Source organism: Micromonospora sp. NBRC 101691, from assembly GCF_030269285.1.
GTDB classification, from domain to species: domain Bacteria; phylum Actinomycetota; class Actinomycetes; order Mycobacteriales; family Micromonosporaceae; genus Micromonospora; species Micromonospora echinospora.
In genome coordinates this window covers 162,776-180,395 of the sequence record NZ_BSTB01000008.1, presented here as the reverse complement: position 1 = coordinate 180,395, position 17,620 = coordinate 162,776, and the positions used below count along the sequence as shown (strand labels likewise).

Below are 17,620 nucleotides of genomic sequence, written 5' to 3'. Positions count from 1 at the left end.
CCTCCGGTGGCCATCGCTGCCGGTCTGGAAAGGACATGGTGCACGACAATGAGAAGGTTGACCCGCACTGTCGCCGTGGCTGCGTTGGCTACGGCCCTGGCTTTGGTCTCCGCTTGCAGCAGTGACTCCGACTCCGGCTCCGGTGGTGGCGACGGCGCTTCGATGCGGAAGGTGACGTATCTCACCTCCTTCGGTAACTTCGGCCGGGATTCCTACGCGTGGGTGGCGAAGGAGAAGGGCTTCTTCAAGGAGGCCGGCTTCGACGTCGACATCAAGCCGGGCCAGGGTACCGGCGCCGTCATCCAGAACATCGTCGGTGGGCAGGCGGACTTCGGTCCGATCGACCTGACCGGCGGCCTCCTCCAGCTCGGCGGCGGGGACGACAAGCCCAAGGACTTCGTCGCCGTCGCGGCCATCCAGCAGCGCACCATGGCCGCCATCGTGACCACGTCGGACAAGGGCATCGCCTCCCCGAAGGACCTGGAGGGCAAGACCCTCGCCGACACCCCGTCCTCGGTGGTCCGGAACCTCTTCCCGACCTACGCCAAGCTGGCCGGCATCGACAACAGCAAGGTGAAGTGGGTCAACGGCGAGGCCCAGGCCCTGATGGGCATCCTCGCCGCCGGCAGCGTCGACGGCATCGGCCAGTTCGTCGTGGGTGCGCCCACGGTCCGGGCGGTGGCCAAGAAGGAGCCGGTCATGCTGCCGTACAGCAACGTGATGACCGACCTCTACGGCAACGCGCTGATCACCTCCAAGAAGATCGCCAAGGAAGACCCGGAGATGGTCAAGCGCTTCACCGCCGCGCTGCTCAAGGGCCTGGAGTACAGCCTGGCCAACCCGAAGGAGGCCGGCGAGATCCTGAAGAAGAACGTCGCCGAGGCCAACCCGGTCTCCGCCGCCGCCGAACTGGAGCTGATGGCCGGCTACGTCCGGTCCAGCAACTCCGGCACCGCCATCGGCGCGCTGGACAGCGGCCGGGTCGCCAAGAGCATCGCGATCCTCCAGGGCGCCGGGGCGCTCAAGCAGAACATCACCCCGGAGCAGGTCGTCGACTTCAACCTCGCGCCGAAGGCCTGACCGATCCACCCGGGGGTGTGTTCCGCCGTGACCGGCGGAACGCACCCCCCGCTCGCGCTCCGGCCGTCGGCGCGGGGGAGGCTCCCACGCATGGCCCGGGACACCTCCACCCGACGGACCGAGGAGAAGGAAGATGACATGACGGAGTTGCAGGAGCGGGCTGCGGAGCCCGCGACAACCAAGCCGACCCCGGCCCGGGCGGGGGCCCGTCGGCTCGGACCCGGGTCGGCGGCCATCGGCCTGCCGCTGCTCGGCGTCCTCGTCGCGATGGTCGCGTGGTGGCTGGTCACCTCGGTGTTCCAGCTCGTCCACCCGGCCTCGCTGCCCCCGCCGGAGGACGTCTTCGGGGCCCTGGTCGAGAACTGGTCGGTGCTGCTGGAGGCGACCGGGGCGACCACCCTGTCCACGGTCGTCGGCTTCCTGCTGTCGACGGTGGCCGGGATCCTGATCGGTCTGGCGCTGGCCGCCTCCCGGCGGGTGGAGCGGATGTTCTCACCGCTGCTGGTGGCAGTCAACGCGGTCCCGAAAATCGCGCTCGGGCCGCTGCTGGTGGTCTCCCTCGGCTGGGGGCAGAAGCCGATCCTCACCATGGTGTTCCTGCTCTGCTTCTTCCCGATCGTGCTCTCCACCGCGACCGGGTTGACCACCACGCCGGCCGAGCTCGCCGAACTGGCCCGCTCCCTGAACGCCTCCTGGTGGCAGGCGTTCCGGAAGGTGCGCTTCCCGGCGGCCCTGCCGCAGATCTTCGTCGGGCTCAAGGTCGCCATGCCGCTGGCCGCGATCGGCGCGGTGATCGGGGAGTTCCAGGCCGGTGAGGCTGGCCTGGGCTACCAGATCCTCCAGTTCAACGGGGTGGGGGCCTACTCCACCTCGTGGGCCGCGATCGTCCTGATCGCCACCATGAGCATCGTGCTCTACTTCGCGCTGGTGCTGCTGGAGCGGCTCGCCCTGCCCTGGGTCCGCGCCACCACGTCCAGCCGCTGACACCCGCGCCCGACGACCAACGGACCCGCCCGACGACCAACGAGGCCCACGTCGACCGGCAACCCCACGTCGACCGTAGACCCCGAAGCTCACCAAAGGTGTGGCCCACCACAACCGGCGCAGGGATCAAGCCTGACCGCCCGGAGCCGGTTGTGGTGGGCCACACCCACCAGATCACCCAGCGAGCCGCCACCGACCGCCCTGGGCGACCAGCGTGGTCAGGGCCTGGGGCATCAGTCCGGAGTGGTTGTCCGGGGTCATCCGGATCGGGCCGGAGAGGCCGTCCATCTGGGAGGTCTCCAGCACGTCGCGCAGCCCGTCCCGGTCGACCCGTCCGGGCTCGCCGCCGGCACGCAGCTCGGCGTCCGCGATCAGCTGCACGGCGTCCGCGGCGAACGAGGAGAAGCCGTTGTACCCGCCGAAGCGGGCGGTGTAGTCCCGGAACCACTGCCGGCGGGCGGCCTTGGCCGGCGTGGTGGCGATGACGTCGTCGATCACCATGGTCTGGGTGAAGACCAGGGTGGCCTGCTCGGCCGAGCGGGCCGAGGCGCCGAGGAAGAGCTCACCGGCCGCCGCCGCGTCGAGGAAGAGCCCACCCTTGAACTTCGCCTTCTGGGCTGCGGTCGTGGCGAGCATCGCCTGCTCGGACGGGGTCCAGAGCACCAGCGCGTCGGGCTCCTCCTCGGCCAGCGCCTCCACCGGGGCGGTGACGTCGGTGTCGGTGCCCTTGACCGCCCGGACGGCCGTCATCTTGATCCTCGCCTTGGCGAACTCGGCGCGCAGGGTGTTGACCCCCTCCCGGCCGTAGTCGTCGTCGCTGTGCAGCAGCGCCGCGTCCTTGACCCCGCGCCGGGTCAGCTCGGCGGTGAGGGCGTTCGCGTTGTCCGTGGCGTTCGGAGCCAGCTTGAACACGTACGAGCGCTGGGCGGCGGATGCGGTGGTGATCGCGCCGGACGCGGCCAGGGCGATCGTCGGGACCTTCTTCTCGTCGATGGTGCGGACCGCGTTGACCGCGCACTCGTTGCAACCGCCCATGATGACGGCGGTGACCGACGCGTCGTTGCCGAAGTCGCCGATGTTGCGCTGTGACTCGGCGGCGTCGGAGCGGTTGTCCCGGACCTTGAGTTCGACCTTACGGCCGCCCAGGGCGCCGGAGGCGTTCAACTGGTCGCGCTTGAGTTCCAGGGCGCGCTGGTACGCCTTGCCGGTGGCCGCCTGCGGTCCCGAGAGTTCGAGGTCGACGCCGATGACGATGGGGCTCGTGTCCTGTGGTTCCTCGGCGAACTGGCAGCCGGTGAGCGTGGTGGCCAGGACGGCCGAGGCGAGCGCCGCGGTGGTCACGGAGCGGAAGGGGCTCAACTTGGTCCTCCAAGTGGCGGGTGGGCGGTGCCCGATCCCCGCTATTTCCGTCCTCAGTGGAGGAACGGGATGGGTCTGCCGTACGGTGTGCGCGAAGCCTGCAAAACCTTGCCAATGCCGAGCCCTCGTGGTCAAGCGCGGGAGGCCGGGGCGTTTCGGGATGGCCGTCCCACATGGTGGTGGCCCCGAGGTTTTGCAAATGCTCACTGAGCAGATGCGGACGAATACTGTGGATCATCTGCCCTGATCAGGGCCTTGTGGAAATGAAGGTAATAGTTGACCACTTCAGCGGTTTGGTGCTCTCCTAACGTTTCCTGTCTCACTGCGGCTTCCCAAACCCGATCTTCTCTGATGAAATCGCGGCCGTGCCGCGCGTGGCGCTGTCCGCTGCACCAGGCGCGGGTCGGCGGGTCAAGCGTGGAAGAAACGACGGAGGCGATGTCGTGAGCACCGCACCTACGACCCTGCCCGAGAGCGGTCAGCCCACCCAGGAGAAGCGACGGCGCCGGCTGCCCCGGCTGCGCGACGCGCGGATCCGGTCCAAGCTGGCGCTGATCCTCGTCGTACCCGTCGCCGCGGTCGTCGCGTTGGCCACCGTACGTCTCATCTCGGTCGGTGAGGGCGCCGTCGAGGCCAACCAGGCCCGCTCGTTGACCGCGCTCTCGGTCGACATCTCGGCGCTCACCCAGGACCTGCACCGGGAGCGGATGGCGGCGGCGACCTACCTGGCCTCGCCCACCGCCAAGCCGGACTCGTTCAACCTCCACGTGCGCCGCACCGACCAGCGCGTCTCGCAGTACAACGCCCAACGGCGTGAGCTGGGCGAGGTGCCCTCGGCGGTCAGCGACCGGCTCCGGATCGTCGACGACCACCTGGCCACCCTGAACGCGACCCGGCAGGAGGTGGTGGACCGCCGCCAGATGCCGGTCTCCGCGGCCGTGCTGCGGTACGGAGTCGTCCTGGCCGACCTGGTCGGCTACGGCGACGCGCTGGCCCAGCTCCCCGGTGACGGCGCGCTCGCCGACAGCCGGCGGGCGGTCGCCGCGTTCAGCCGCGCCAAGTCGGCCGTCGCCGAACAGGAAGCCGTCGCCTTCGCCGCGCTCGCGGCCAACCGGATCGACCAGGAGCAGTACTCCTCCTTCGTCGCCACGCTCACCAGCCAGCAGGAAGCCCTGCTCACGTTCTCGCTCGCCGCGGACCCGACCCAGCAGGCGCTGGTCGACAACACGGTCACCGGTGACGCGGTGGTCCTCGCCGACCGGGTCGCGGCCGACATCACCCGCTCCGTCGGGCAGACGCCGGCCCTGGTCCGGGCCGAGGACGCGACCTTCGCCATCGGCGCGGTCAACGACCTGATGCGCTGGACCGAGGTGCAGCTCCAGGACCGGCTGCTCAGCCAGACCGACGACGCCCGTACGGCGGTCATCCGGCAGGCCGTGATCGAGTCGCTGCTGGTGCTGCTCACCCTCGTCATCGCCATCACCCTCGCCGTCGTGCTGGCCCGGTCGCTCAACCACTCGCTGCGCCGGCTGCGGGAGGGTGCGCTCTCGGTGGCCAACCACGACCTGCCGGAGGCGGTCAAGCGGCTGCAGAACATGGGCAACGTCGGCGACAGCGGCGTGGAGGAGGTCGTCAAGGAGGTCCGTGACCCGATCAAGCTGACCAACAAGGACGAGGTCGGCCAGGTCGCGCTCGCCTTCAACGTCGTCCACCGGGAGGCGGTCCGGATCGCGGCCGAGCAGGCCGCCCTGCGGGCCAGCGTCTCGGCGATGTTCCTCAACCTGGCCCGTCGTAGTCAGACCCTGGTCGACCGGATGATCGGCGAGCTGGACGCCATCGAGCGTGGCGAGGAGGACCCGAAGCGGCTCGCCCAGCTCTTCGAGCTGGACCACCTGGCCACCCGGATGCGCCGCAACGACGAGAACCTGCTGGTGCTCGCCGGCGCCGACTCGGCCGTGCCGCGTCGTGACGACGCGCTCCTGGTCGACGTGCTGCGCGCCGCGCAGTCCGAGGTGGAGCTCTACAACCGGATCGAGTTCGGCACCGTCGACACCGACATCTCGGTCGCCGCCCACGCCGTCAACGACGTGGTCCGGCTCGTCGCCGAGCTGCTCGACAACGCCACCCGGTTCTCGCCGCCGACCACCACCGTGGTCGCCGACGGCCGGCGGATCCGCGACTACGTGCTGATCCAGATCGAGGACCGTGGCCTCGGCCTGACCGACGAGCAGCTCGACTCGCTCAACCGGCGACTGGCCGCCCCGTCGACGGTGGACGTCGCGGCGTTCCGGCTGATGGGTCTCGCCGTGGTCAGCCGGCTGGCGTCCCGCTACGGCATCCGGGTCGAACTGCGGCGCAACGTGGAGGGCGGCACCGTCGCCCAGGTCACCCTGCCCAACTCGACCGTGGTGCTGCCGCAGGGTCGCGGTGGCCCGGCCCGGGACCCGCTGCCCCGGCCGCGTCAGCCGCTCGCCGTCGAGCAGGCCCCGGCCGCCGGATCGCCGTCCCCGTTCGGCGAGCCGCTCGCCGGCACCGGGCGTACCTCGGCGGCCACCCTCACCACCGACCAGTGGCGCACCAACCCGTCACCGACCCCGTGGCCGGCCTCCAACGAGACCCGCGACACCGGGCCGACGGTGAACGTGGGCGGCCCGGCCACGGCGTCGCCGACGCTGGCCACCTCGGCGTTCACCCCGACGACGCCGGTCGCGGGCAGCGGACTGGCGGGTACGCCGACCACCGCGTTCCCCACCCTGAACCCGCTGCCGCAGCGGACCCCGGGGAACGACCGGTCGGCGCAGCCCGCGCCGCCTCCGGCTCCCACGCTGCCCGCCGGCCCGGTGGCCGGTCCGGTGGCCACCCCGCCGGCCCTGCCGCCGTCGGTGGCCCCGCTCACCACGCCCGCCCTGCCGGCTCCCCGGCCGGCCGAGCCGGCCGAGGCGCCGATCTTCCGGGAGATGGAGACCGCCTGGTTCCGTACCCACGGCAACGACGCGACGGCCATCTTCGCCCGCCCGCAGTTCGACCAGGCACCGGCCGCGCCGGCGGCCAGCGCCCCGACCACCGAGGTTCCGCAGCTGCCGAAGCTGCCCGGACGTACGCCGGGTGCCACGGTCGTCCCGGCCGCCACGCCGCCGGTGACGCAGCCGCCGCCTCCGTCGTACACGCCGCCGCCCATGGCGACCACGCCGACGACGCCGGCCCCCGAGCCGGTCGCCGCGGTCCCGCCGATCCCGGCCCCGGCGGCCGAGCCGACGCCGATCCCGGCCCCGGTGGCCCAGGCCGAGCCGACGCCGGCGCCCGCGCCGACCGGCGGCACGGACGGTTGGCGTACGGCGGCGGACGAGGGCTGGTCGCGGGCGGTGAAGGCCGCCGAGCCGGCCGCTGCGGGCACCACCCGTTCCGGGCTGCCGAAGCGGGTGCCGCAGGCGCAGCTCGTTCCCGGCGGCGTCGAGCCCAAGGGCAGCCGGGCCAGCACCCGGCGCACCCCTGACGAAGTACGCGGTCTGCTGTCGGCCTACCACCGCGGTGTGCAACGCGGTCGGACGGCCGGTGCGGACCTGAACAGCGATTCGAAGGAGACGAGCCGATGAACAGGCCAGCGGCTATGCAGGACATGGGTTGGCTGCTCACCAACTTCGCCGACAGCGTGGCGGGGATCGCCCACGTCGTCGCGGTGTCCGCGGACGGGCTGCTGCTCGCCTCCTCGCGTGACCTGCCGGCGGACCGGGCCGACCAGCTCGCCGCGATCACCTCCGGCGTGGTCAGCCTGACCGAGGGCGCGGCCCGGATGTTCAGCGCCGGTGGCGTGCTCCAGACCGTCATCGAGATGGACAGCGGGTACCTGTTCCTGATGTCCATCAGCGACGGCTCGTCGATGGCGGTGCTCGCCGCCCGCAGCTGCGACGTGGGCCAGGTCGGGTACGAGATGGCGCTGCTGGTGGAACGGGTCGGGGCGGCGCTGGTGCCGTTGCCCCGAGAGGCCGTGGTCCGGTAGTAGCGGCGAGCAGAAACCGTCATCCGGTGCCGACAGGCGGCGCCGGCGGAAGGAGGTGATCGCGAATGGACCGGAGGCGAGAGGACCCGCGCGGCGCGTTGGTGCGTCCGTACGCGGTCACCCGGGGACGAACCGAGCCGCGCCAGGACATCGCTCTGGAGGCGGTGATGACGGCGAGCCCCACCGCCGTCGCCGAGTCCCGTTTCGCCGGCCATGACAAGCATCGCATCGCCACGATCTGCGAGGGGCGTCCGCAGTCTCTGGCGGAGATCGCGGCGTACACCCGAGTGCCGCTGGGCGTGGCCCGGGTACTGGTCGCCGACATGGTGGCCGAGGGTCTGCTGACGCTACACACTGCCGCTCCCGCCGAGGCGTACGAGGAGCGGATGGAACTGCTTGAGAGGGTGCTAAGTGGACTTCGCAGGCTATGACCCCGCCGGGGCACGCCGCAACCGGGGTATCACCTCCGCGAAGATCGTGATCGCGGGCGGGTTCGGCGTGGGCAAGACAACCCTGGTCGGCGCGGTCTCGGAGATCACCCCGCTGACCACCGAGGCGGTGATGACGGCGGCGGGCGTCGGTATCGACGACCCGTCCAAGGTGCCGGGGAAGCAGACCACCACGGTCGCCATGGACTTCGGCCGGATCACCATGGCCGAGGACCTGATCCTGTATCTCTTCGGCACCCCGGGCCAGACCCGGTTCTGGTTCATGTGGGACGAGATCATCAAGGGCGCGGTGGGGGCCGCCGTACTGGTGGACACCCGCCGGATCACCGACGCGTTCGCGCCGCTGGACTACTTCGAGAACCGCAAGCTGCCGTACGTGGTGGCGCTCAACAGCTTCGACGGTGCTCCGCGCTACGACCTGGAGGAGGTCCGGGAGGCGCTGGCGATCTCGCCGCAGGTGCCGCTGATCATGACCGACGCCCGGCACCGGGAGTCGGTCAAGCAGGTGCTGGTGAACGTGGTCCAGCACGCCATGCTCCGTCTCCAGGCCGAGCACGGGCGAGGCTTCCCGACTCCGGTCGGCTGATCGACGGTCCGGCCCCCGGCCCGGCGTGTGTCACGTCGGCCCGGGGGCCCCGCCGTGCCCCCGGTCGATCACGCCCCCGTGGCGGTCGGTTGTCACGACACGCCCACCTATCGTGATGGCACCGCGCTGACCTGCGGAAACATACGCTCAGTCGATGAAATCACTCATTGCGATGAGCAGCGTGCTGGCGTTGTCGCTCGGCCTGGGCGCACCAGCCCAGGCGGCATCCGACCCCAGCACCCGCGCCGACGTACTCGCCATGATCCAGCAGGAGGCGACCGACTTCGTGATCTACCGGGCGTACGCCCAGGAGGCGGCCCGCGCCGGCCTGGCCGACGTCTCCCGCCTCGCCCGCGAGGTGTCCCGGTCGGAGTTCGACGACCACGTCGTGCCCGGGGCGTACCTGATCGGCCTCGTCCAGGGGAACGCGGCCAACCTGCGCACCTCCCTCGAGGCCGCGACGGCGGAGGCGACCCGGATCTACCCCGGCTACGCCGAGCAGGCGATCCGGGACGGCTGCCCCGAGGCGGCCGCGCACTTCACCGAACTGGCCCGGGACGAAGCCCGGCACGCCGCCCGGTTCAGCCGGGCGCTGGTCGCCGTGCGGTACCCGCACTCCGGAATCGGGATCCCGGTTGGGAAACCGGCACCGCAGAAGCCGTTCAGCCGCTCCGAACCGCGCTGTGGCGGGCAGACCCTGAGCAACCTCTGGGCGACCGTACGCGGCGAGGCGCTCGCCTACGCCCACTACACCCTGTACGCCCGGCATGCCGAGCGGGTGGGGCAGCCCCGGCTCGCCCAGCTCTGGCGGAACACCGCCAGCCAGGAACTCGGCGAGCACCTCGCGGAGACCGCCGTCCTCGTCGGCATGGTCGCCGAGACCGCCGTCAACCTGGGCCGCGCCTACCCCTGGGAGCACCGGGAGGCGACAGAGGTCTACCCGGTCTACGCCGAGCGGGCGCAGCAGGCGGGGGCCAAGCGGGCGGAGGGACTCTTCCGGAACGTCATCCGGGACGAGCTGGCCCACTCGGCGGCCTTCCGTCAGGCCCTCGACGCCCTTCCACCACCGAAAGCCTGACCGGAGGCGCTGCCACCGCCAGAGGTGGCCCGTGCAGCTGTGCAGGGGTTGGCGATCAGCCGGGCGCCGCTGGCTGCCAACCCCGCAATGCCGACCGGAAAACGCCGCACTCCGCAGGCGTACGCTCAGTAACCAGCGCGACTCGATCGCCGGGGAGACCGAGGAGGGCACCGGACGTCCCGTCGTCCGCCGGCCCGCACCCGCTGCGGCACACGCGGACGCCTGCCCGGCACCCGGAGGTGGGAAGTCAGTCCACCCGGAGGCGGTAGCCGCGCTTGACGACGGTCTGGACCACGCGTGGGGCGTCCAGGCCGGCGCGGATGCGGGCCACCGCCATCTCCACCGCGTGTTCGTCCGCGCCGCGCGGCAGGGTGCGCAGCAGCGCGGTCCGGGAGAACACCCGGCCGGGGGAGCGGGCCAGTGCCCGGAGCACCGCCATCGGCGCGGGGGCCAACGGCCGTAGCTCCCCGTCGATCACGGCCGCATGGCCGCGCAGGGTGAGCTGGTGGCCGGCGGCCTTCAGGGTCACCGTACGGCGGGGCAGTTCGTCGACGATGTGCCGCACCAGCGCGCCGAGACGGGCCCGGGCGGGCACGCTCACCGGCACGCCCCGCCGGTGCAGCGGCTCGGCGGTCACCGCCCCGACGCAGCTGGCCAGCACGTCGCTGCGGAACGCGCCGAGCACCGCCTCGGCCCGGTCCCCGGCGGCCCGCAGCAGCGCCTCGGCGGCCGGCGCCGAGGTGAAGGTGACCGCGTCGACCAGCCGGGCGGCGACCAGGTCGATGAGGCGGTGCAGGGGAGCCGCGTCGGTGGGCGGGGCCCACCGGTAGACCGGCACCTCGATCACCGTCGCCCCGGCCGCCTCCAGCGCCATGGTGCACTCCGGCTGACGGTCGCCGTGCAGCTGCATCGCGATCACCTGACCCGCCACCCCGCGCCGGCGCAGGTGGTCGACCACCTCCTCGCAGCTCTCCGAGTCCGGCGACCACTGGTCGTGCAGGCCGGCGGCCCGGATCGCGCCCCGTGCCTTGGGCCCCCGGGTCACCACGTACGTGTCGGCGAGCACCGAGCGCAGCGACTCGGCCAGCCCCCATCCTTCGGCGGCCTCCAGCCAGCCGCGCATGCCGATGCCGGTGTTGGCCATCAGGATGTCCGGTGGCTGCTGGAGGCAGGCGCGGGTGGCCTCGCGCAGGTCGCTGTCGTCGGCGAGCGGCACGATCCGCAGCGCCGGAGCGAGCACCACCCGCGCGCCGCGTCGTTCCAGCATCGCCGCGAGTTCGTCGCGCCGTCGGTCGGCGGTCACGCCGATGGTGAAGCCGGCCAGCTCGTCAGCCACCGTGCCCCCCACGGCTCCCCCCGGCACCGGCACCGGCCCGGTCGGGGAGGGGCCCGTCGGCAGCGTCGACGGAACGGCCGTCGACGTCGCGGTGCCGCACCGGCTCGTGCAGCCGTACCTCGACCACGCCGTCGCGGCAGCGCACCCCGTGCCGGGTCACGGCGGCCCCGGGCCGGTCGAGGCACGCGCCGGTACGCAGGTCGTACACCTGCTTGTGCAACGGCGAGGCGAGGGTGGGGACCCCGTCGCGGCTGCCCACGAGGCCCCGGGAGAGCACGTACGCGCCGGAGACCGGGTCCCGGTTGTCGATCGCGAACAGCCCGTCAAGGGTGCGGAAGAGGGCCACCTGCACCCCGTCGACCAGGGCGGCCACGCCCCGGTCCAGCTCCAGCCGGTCGTGCCCGCAGACCGGGGTCCAGCCCTGCGTCGTGCTCATCGCCGCACCTCCGGCAGGCCCAGGACGACCGGCTGCCGACCGGCCACCGCCGGCACCGGCTGGCCCCGTTCCTCGGTGAACGTGATCGACGGGTCGGGTACGTCCGGCGCGTTGACGAAGGAGGTGAAGCGGCGCAACCGTTCCGGGTCGGCCAGGGTGTCCCGCCACTCGTCCGAGTACGACCCGACGTGCCGGGCCATCGCCGCGTCGAGTTCGGCGGCCAGCCCGAGCGAGTCGTCGACGATCACCGCGCGGAGGTGGTCGAGGCCGCCGTCCATCGCCTCGATCCAGGCGGCGGTGCGTTGCAGCCGGTCGGCGGTGCGGACGTAGAACATCAGGAACCGGTCGACGTAGCGGACCAGTTCCTCGGTGGTCAGGTCGGTGGCGAAGAGGTCGGCGTGCCGGGGCCGGAAGCCGCCGTTGCCGCCGACGTAGAGGTTCCAGCCGGTCTCGGTGGCGATGACGCCGAAGTCCTTGCTGCGCGCCTCGGCGCACTCGCGGGCACACCCGGAGACCGCCGACTTGATCTTGTGTGGGGCGCGGAGCCCCCGGTAGCGCAGCTCCAGCGCGATGGCGAGTCCAACCGAGTCCTGCACCCCGTACCGGCACCAGGTCTCGCCGACGCAGGACTTGATCGTGCGCAGCGCCTTGCCGTACGCGTGGCCGGACTCGAAACCGGAGTCGACCAGCCGTCGCCAGATCGCCGGCAACTGGTCCACCCGCGCCCCGAACAGGTCGATCCGCTGACCACCGGTGATCTTGGTGTAGAGGTTGAAGTCCCGGGCCACCTCGCCGATCACGATCAGCTTCTCCGGGGTGATCTCGCCGCCGGGGATCCGGGGCACCACCGAGTAGCTGCCGTCGCGTTGCAGGTTGGCCAGGAAGTGGTCGTTGGTGTCCTGCAACGACGCCTGCTCGCCGTCGAGCACGTACCCGCTGCCCAGCGAGGCCAGGATCGAGGCGACCACGGGCTTGCAGATGTCGCAGCCCCGGCCCCGCCCGTGCTCCGCCACCAGCTGCGAGAAGGTCCGGATGCCCCGGACCCGGACGATCTCGAACAGCTCCTTGCGGCTGACGTCGAAGTGCTCGCAGAGCGCCCGCGACTGCACCACCCCCGCCGCGTCGAGCAACTGCTTGAGCAGCGGCACGCAGGAACCGCAGCTCGTGCCGGCCCGGGTGCACGCCTTCAGCGCCGGCACGTCGGCACAGCCGTCCACGATCGCCGTGTCCACCTGCTCCCGGGTCACCGCGTTGCACGAGCAGACCTGCGCGCCGGCGGGCAGCGCGGCCACCCCGCCGGCCGCCGCCTCCCCGGCCGGCGCGAGCAGCGCCAGCGGCGGGGCCGGCAGCGGTCCGCCGACACTCGCGCGCAGCGTCGGGTACGCGCTCGCGTCGCCGACCAGCACCCCGCCGAGCAGGGTGCGCGCGTCGTCGGAGAGGACCAGCTTGGCGTAGACCCGGGTGGCCGGGTCGGTGAACGTCACGTCCAGGCAGCCCGGGGTGACCCCGTGCGCGTCGCCGAACGACGCGACGTCCACCCCGAGCAGCTTCAGCTTCGTGGCGGTGTCCGCCCCGGGGAAGACGGCCGCCCCGCCGAGCAGCCGGTCGGCCACCACCTCGGCCATCGCGTAGCCGGGGGCGACCAGGCCGTAGCAGGTGCCGTCGACCGCCGCGCACTCGCCGACCGCCCAGACCCGCGCGTCCTCCGTACGGCAGGTGTCGTCGACCAGCACGCCGCCGCGCGGCCCGACCGGCAGGCCGGCCGCGCGGGCCAGCTCGTCGCGGGGGCGGATGCCGGCGGCGACCACCACCAGCTCCGCGTCGACCGTGGTGCCGTCGGAGAGGACCAGGCCGGCGACCGTGCCGTCCGCCCCGGCACGCAGCGCGGTGGTTGCCACCCCGAGGTGGGTGCGCACCCCCAGCTCGTCGACGTAGCGTCGGAGCATCGCCCCGCCCGCCTCGTCGACCTGCACCGGCATCAGCCGGGGCGCGAACTCGACCACGTGGGTGTCCAGGCCGAGCAGGCGTAGCGCGTTCGCCGCCTCCAGTCCGAGCAGCCCGCCGCCGATCACCGCGCCGACCCGTCGACCCCGGGCGTGCGCCCGGATCGCCTCCAGGTCGTCCAGCGTCCGGTAGACGAAGACCCCGGGCAGGTCCGTGCCCTCCACCGGCGGTACGAAGGCGTACGAGCCGGTGGCCAGCACCAACGCGTCGTACGGGTGCTCGCCGCCGGTCGTGGTGACCACCCGCCGGGCCCGGTCGACGGCCGTGACCGGCTCGCCCAGCCGCAGGTCGACCCCGTCGTCCGGGGTGTGCAGGCTCAACTCGTCGGCGGCCACCCCGTCGAAGAACGCCGAGAGCCGCACCCGGTCGTACGCCGGCCGGTGCTCCTCGGCGAGCACCGTGACCCGCCAGCGTCCGGCGGTGTCCCGGGCGCGCAGCGCCTCCACCAGGCGCTGGCCGACCATTCCGTTGCCGACGACCACCAAACGGCCACCGGTCGTCCCGTCGTTGTCGTCCATCCCGTCACCTGCGTCCATCGGGTGAGTTCCACTCATCGCGTCACCTCCACCGGGTCCACCCCGGACAGCCACTCGACGATTCCGGCGACCGCGTCCCGGCAACTGCCGCAGCCGGTTCCGGCCCGGGTGGCGGTGACCACGTCGGCCACCGAGCGCGCGCCGGCACGCCAGCAGCCGACCAGGTCCGCCTTGCTGACCGCGTTGCACCGGCAGACCGTCGTGGCGTCCGGCATCAGTGCCGGAGACGCCGCCGGTTCCGCCCCGCCGGACGGGCCGTCGACCGTCCGGCCGAGCAGCAGCGCCCGCCGGTCGGCCGGGACCGGGGAACCCCGGTCGAACAACTGGATCACCGTGCCGACGGCCGGGTTGTCGCCGAGCAGGATCGCGCCGGTCAACCGGTCGTCGGTGATCCGTAGCCGGGCGTACGTGCCCCGGACCGGGTCGGCGAAGGTCAGTTCCTCGCACCGTCCCGCCCCGGTGTCGTCCGCCGGCGCGTGGCCGGTGCCCGGGTCACCCGGCGGGGGCAGTTCGCCCATCGCGGCCAGGTCGATGCCGGCCGCCTTGAGTCGGGTCACCCCCGGCGGGGGCCGGTACCGGTCGTGGGCGTCCTCGCCGGTCAGCAACCGGGCCACCACCCGGGCCTGCGCCCAGGCCGGCGCGACCAGCCCGCCCACCACCCCGTCGTGCTGGGCGCAGTCGCCGATCGCGGAGACGTGCGGATCGTCGGTACGCAGCCGCTCGTCGACCACCACGCCCCGCTCCACGGTGAGTCCGGCCGCCGCGGCGAGGGCGGTGTCCGGGCGCACCCCGCAGGCGAGGACCAGCAGGTCGGCGTCGAGCGCGCGGCCGTCGGCCAGGTCGAGGCGGACCCCGTCGGGGCCGGCGGCGACCCCGGTCGCCGACACCCCCAGGTGGGTACGCACCCCGAGGCGGGCCAGGGTGCCGGCGAGCACCGCCCCGGCGGCCGGGTCGAGCTGACGTTCCATCAGGTGGCCGACCGGGTGCACCACGTGCACGTCCAGTCCCCGGGCGGCCAGTCCCCGGGCCGCCTCCAGCCCGAGCAGCCCGCCCCCGAGCACCACCACGGTCCGGGCGTCCCGGACGGCGGCCAGGATGCGCCGGCAGTCGTCCAGGGTGCGGAACGGCACCACCCGGTCCGGGAGCCGGTCGACGTCCAGCCCGGCCAGCGGCGGCACCACGGCCCGGCTGCCGGTGGCGAGGACGAGGTGGTCGTACCCGATCTGCTCGCCGGTGGTGGTCCGGACCGTGCGGGCGGACCGGTCGATCGCGGTGACCGCCGTCCCGGTCCGGACGTCCGCCCCCTGCCCGGCCAGGTCGGTCAGCTCCACGTCGGCCTCGTCGAGTTTCCCGGCGAGCAGGGTGGAGAGCAGGATCCGGTTGTACGCCCGGTGCGACTCGGCCCCGAGCACGGTGACCTTGTGGTCGCCGGGGCGGGCGTGCAGTTCGGTGGCGAGGCGGGCCCCGGCCATGCCGTACCCGACGATCACGATCCGGCCGGTCACGGTGTCACCTTCTCCACGCGGACGGCGCAGACCTTGAACTCGGGCATCCGGGAGACCGGGTCGAGCGCGTCGTTGGTCACCGAGTTGACCCGGCCGGCGCCACCCCAGTGGAACGGCGCGAAGAGGGTGTCCGGACGGATCGTCGCGGTGATCCGGGCCGGTGCGCGCATCTCGCCCCGGCGGGAGGTGACCCGCAGTTCCTCGCCCTCCTCGACCCCGAGGCGGGCGGCCAGGTCGGGGTGCAGCTCGACGAAGGGGTCGGGCGCGCTCCGCCGCAGCGCGTCGACCCGGCGGGTCTGGGTGCCGGACTGGTACTGCGCCAGAACCCGCCCGGTGGTCAGGTAGAGCGGGTACTCGGCACACACCTCCTCGGCCGCCGGCCGGTGCTCGACGGGGTGGAACCGGGCCCGGCCGCTCGGTGTCGCGAAGCGTTCGGCGAACAGGCGCGGCGTGTCCGGTCCGTCCTCGTCGGGGCAGGGCCAGAAGACGCCGTCGGCGGCGTCGATCCGCTCCCAGGTGACCCCGGCGTAGTCGGCCGCCCCGCCGGCCGAGGCACGCCGCAGCTCCGCGAACACCGCCCGCGGATCCGCGCCGTCTGCCGCCGCGCCGTCTGCCGCCGCGCCGTCTGCCGCCGCGCCGGGTGCCGTTGCGTCGGGTGCCGTCTCGTCGTCTGCCGCTGCGTCGGGTGGTTGCAGGGGACCCCTGCTCGGCAAAAAGCGGTAGGAAGGGTCCCCTGCTACCACCTCAGCGGAGGGCGCGGTGCGGGCGTTGAGGGCGGTGGTGAGGTCGGCGAGGATGCGCAGGTCGGTGCGGACGCCCGGCGGCGGCTCGCGCAGCGCCCGGCGGCGCAGCACCCGGCCCTCCAGGTTGGTCATCGTGCCGTCCTCCTCGGCCCACTGGGCGGTGGGCAGCACCACGTCGGCGATGGCTGCCGTCTCCGAGAGCAGGAAGTCGGCCACCACCAGCAGGTCCAGGTCGCGCAGCCGGCCCTCCACCCGGGCCGCCCGGGGCGCGGAGACCACCGGGTTGGAGCCGAAGACCAGCAGCGTCCGGGGACCGGTCGGGGTGCCGAGCAGGTCGAGCAGCTCGTACGCGGACACCCCGGGGCCGGGCAGGTCGTCGGGGTGTACGCCCCAGACGGCGGCCACGTGCTCCCGGGCGGCCGGGTCGTCGATCCGCCGGTACCCGGGCAGCTGGTCGGCCTTCTGCCCGTGCTCGCGTCCACCCTGGCCGTTGCCCTGCCCGGTCAGACAGCCGTACCCGGAGCCGGGGCGGCCGGGCAGGCCGAGGGCGAGCGCCAGGTTGACGAAGGCGCTGACCGTGTCGACGCCCTTGGCGTGCTGCTCCGCGCCCCGGGCGGTGAGGATGATCGCGGTCCGGGCGGTGCCCAGCGCCCGCGCCGCCTCCTCCAGGTCCGCCACGGGCACCCCGGAGAGGCGCTCGGCGCGGGCCGGCCACCAGCCCGCCGCGATGCGGCGGACCGCGTCGAAGCCCTCGGTGCGCGTGGCCACGTAGTCCCGGTCCACCCAGCCCTCGGTCAGTGCGACGTGCAGCAGCGCGTTCGCCACCGCCAGGTCGGTGCCGGGCAGCGGTTGCAGGTGCAGGTCGGCCAGGCGGGCGGTGGCGGTGACCCGGGGGTCGACGACGATCAGCCGTCCGCCGCGTTCGCGCTGCTCGGTGAGGTACCGGGCCAGCGGGGGCATGGTCTCGGCCGGGTTCGCCCCGACCAGCAGCAGGGTGTCGGCCCGGCCCAGGTCGGCCAACGGGAAGGGCAGACCCCGGTCGATGCCGAAGGCCCGCATCCCGGCTGCCGCCGCCGAGGACATGCAGAAGCGTCCGTTGTAGTCGATCATCCGGGTGCGCAGCGCGACCCGGGCGAACCGCCCCAGCGCGTACGCCTTCTCGTTGGTCAGCCCACCGCCACCGAAGATGGCGACCGCGTCCCGGCCGTGCGCGGCCTGCGTGTCGCGGATGCCGGTGACGATCCGGGCGTACGCCTCGGCCCAGGTGGCCGGGGCCAGTCGGCCGTCCGGGCCGCGCAGCAGCGGGGTGGTCAGCCGTTCCGGGTGGTCGAGCAGCTCGGCGGCGGTCCAGCCCTTCTGGCACAGGCCGCCCCGGTTGGTGGGGAAGTCGCGGGGCAGGACCTCGATCCGCCCGTCCCGCTCGCTCAGCAGCATTCCGCACTGGAGAGCGCAGTACGGGCAGTGCGTGGCCGCCTCGTGAGGCGTCCGCCCCGGTGTGGTCGCGGCTCGTGCACCGTCTGTCATGTC

The 17,620-nt window shown here is 73.2% G+C and carries 12 protein-coding genes and 1 pseudogene; 7 read left to right on the top strand and 6 right to left on the bottom strand.

Annotation, left to right across the window (positions count from 1 at the left end; all coding sequences use genetic code 11):
- The first annotated feature begins 48 nt into the window (after positions 1-48).
- Both QSK20_RS15155 and QSK20_RS15150 read left to right on the top strand, forming a co-directional pair.
- On the top strand, positions 49-1,080 hold the full coding sequence (locus QSK20_RS15155) for an ABC transporter substrate-binding protein (protein ID WP_285789252.1): 1,032 nt from the start codon (positions 49-51) through the stop codon (positions 1,078-1,080).
- Between the two features lie 138 nt (positions 1,081-1,218).
- Positions 1,219-2,064 carry an ABC transporter permease gene (locus QSK20_RS15150; RefSeq protein ID WP_285789251.1) on the top strand — a complete coding sequence of 282 codons (846 nt, stop codon included), beginning with the start codon at positions 1,219-1,221 and terminating at the stop codon, positions 2,062-2,064.
- A 174-nt stretch (positions 2,065-2,238) separates the two neighbouring features.
- Here the strand turns inward: QSK20_RS15150 and QSK20_RS15145 are convergent, their stop codons facing one another.
- Complete coding sequence (locus QSK20_RS15145) at positions 2,239-3,423, bottom strand: ABC transporter substrate-binding protein (protein WP_285789250.1); 1,185 nt, start codon at positions 3,421-3,423, stop codon at positions 2,239-2,241.
- Positions 3,424-3,866: 443 nt separating this feature from the next.
- Between QSK20_RS15145 and QSK20_RS15140 the strand changes: the two genes are divergently transcribed.
- The 5 genes from QSK20_RS15140 to QSK20_RS15120 all read left to right on the top strand — a co-directional run bounded on the left by QSK20_RS15140 (position 3,867) and on the right by QSK20_RS15120 (position 9,533).
- Positions 3,867-7,016, top strand: coding sequence for a sensor histidine kinase (locus QSK20_RS15140; protein WP_285789249.1), 3,150 nt, complete (start codon positions 3,867-3,869; stop codon positions 7,014-7,016).
- Complete coding sequence (locus QSK20_RS15135; RefSeq protein WP_088982086.1) at positions 7,013-7,420, top strand: roadblock/LC7 domain-containing protein; 408 nt, start codon at positions 7,013-7,015, stop codon at positions 7,418-7,420. The genes QSK20_RS15140 and QSK20_RS15135 overlap by 4 nt, the downstream gene beginning before the upstream one ends.
- 65 nt (positions 7,421-7,485) lie before the next feature.
- Positions 7,486-7,851: a DUF742 domain-containing protein gene (locus tag QSK20_RS15130; protein WP_088982087.1), complete on the top strand. Its 366-nt coding sequence runs from the start codon at positions 7,486-7,488 to the stop codon at positions 7,849-7,851.
- Complete coding sequence (locus tag QSK20_RS15125) at positions 7,832-8,455, top strand: GTP-binding protein (RefSeq protein ID WP_285789248.1); 624 nt, start codon at positions 7,832-7,834, stop codon at positions 8,453-8,455. Before QSK20_RS15130 ends, QSK20_RS15125 begins: the two co-directional genes overlap by 20 nt.
- Before the next feature lie 154 nt (positions 8,456-8,609).
- The gene (locus QSK20_RS15120; RefSeq protein WP_285789247.1) at positions 8,610-9,533 is read left to right on the top strand and encodes a ferritin family protein; all 924 of its coding nucleotides are present in this window, start codon (positions 8,610-8,612) and stop codon (positions 9,531-9,533) included.
- A gap of 247 nt (positions 9,534-9,780) precedes the next feature.
- Here the strand turns inward: QSK20_RS15120 and QSK20_RS15115 are convergent, their stop codons facing one another.
- The 5 genes and pseudogenes from QSK20_RS15115 to QSK20_RS15095 form a co-directional block, all read right to left on the bottom strand.
- On the bottom strand, positions 9,781-10,869 hold the full coding sequence (locus QSK20_RS15115; RefSeq protein ID WP_285789246.1) for a uroporphyrinogen-III synthase: 1,089 nt from the start codon (positions 10,867-10,869) through the stop codon (positions 9,781-9,783).
- 103 nt (positions 10,870-10,972) lie between these two features.
- Positions 10,973-11,305, bottom strand: a pseudogene (gene nirD / locus QSK20_RS15110) (nitrite reductase small subunit NirD); the annotation flags it as partial.
- Entirely contained in the window at positions 11,302-13,827 is a 2,526-nt protein-coding gene (gene nirB / locus QSK20_RS15105) for a nitrite reductase large subunit NirB (protein ID WP_285789329.1), read from the bottom strand. The pseudogene nirD and the gene nirB, both read right to left, overlap by 4 nt.
- Positions 13,828-13,859: 32 nt before the next feature.
- Positions 13,860-15,350, bottom strand: coding sequence for an FAD-dependent oxidoreductase (locus QSK20_RS15100; protein WP_285789245.1), 1,491 nt, complete (start codon positions 15,348-15,350; stop codon positions 13,860-13,862).
- A complete protein-coding gene (locus tag QSK20_RS15095) occupies positions 15,347-17,617 on the bottom strand; it encodes a molybdopterin oxidoreductase family protein (protein WP_285789244.1) in 2,271 nt (756 codons plus the stop codon). The genes QSK20_RS15100 and QSK20_RS15095 overlap by 4 nt, the downstream gene beginning before the upstream one ends.
- Positions 17,618-17,620: the final 3 nt, after the last annotated feature.

Excerpts from the sequence above, each read along its gene's own strand:
- QSK20_RS15155 (WP_285789252.1), top strand. The coding sequence starts at position 49 with ATGAGAAGGTTGACCCGCACTGTCGCCGTGGCTGCGTTGGCTACGGCC.
- QSK20_RS15150 (WP_285789251.1), top strand. The coding sequence starts at position 1,219 with ATGACGGAGTTGCAGGAGCGGGCTGCGGAGCCCGCGACAACCAAGCCG.
- QSK20_RS15135 (WP_088982086.1), top strand. The coding sequence starts at position 7,013 with ATGAACAGGCCAGCGGCTATGCAGGACATGGGTTGGCTGCTCACCAAC.
- QSK20_RS15130 (WP_088982087.1), top strand. The coding sequence starts at position 7,486 with ATGGACCGGAGGCGAGAGGACCCGCGCGGCGCGTTGGTGCGTCCGTAC.
- QSK20_RS15120 (WP_285789247.1), top strand. The coding sequence starts at position 8,610 with ATGAAATCACTCATTGCGATGAGCAGCGTGCTGGCGTTGTCGCTCGGC.
- nirB (WP_285789329.1), bottom strand. The coding sequence starts at position 13,827 with ATGGACGACAACGACGGGACGACCGGTGGCCGTTTGGTGGTCGTCGGC.
- QSK20_RS15095 (WP_285789244.1), bottom strand. The coding sequence starts at position 17,617 with ATGACAGACGGTGCACGAGCCGCGACCACACCGGGGCGGACGCCTCAC.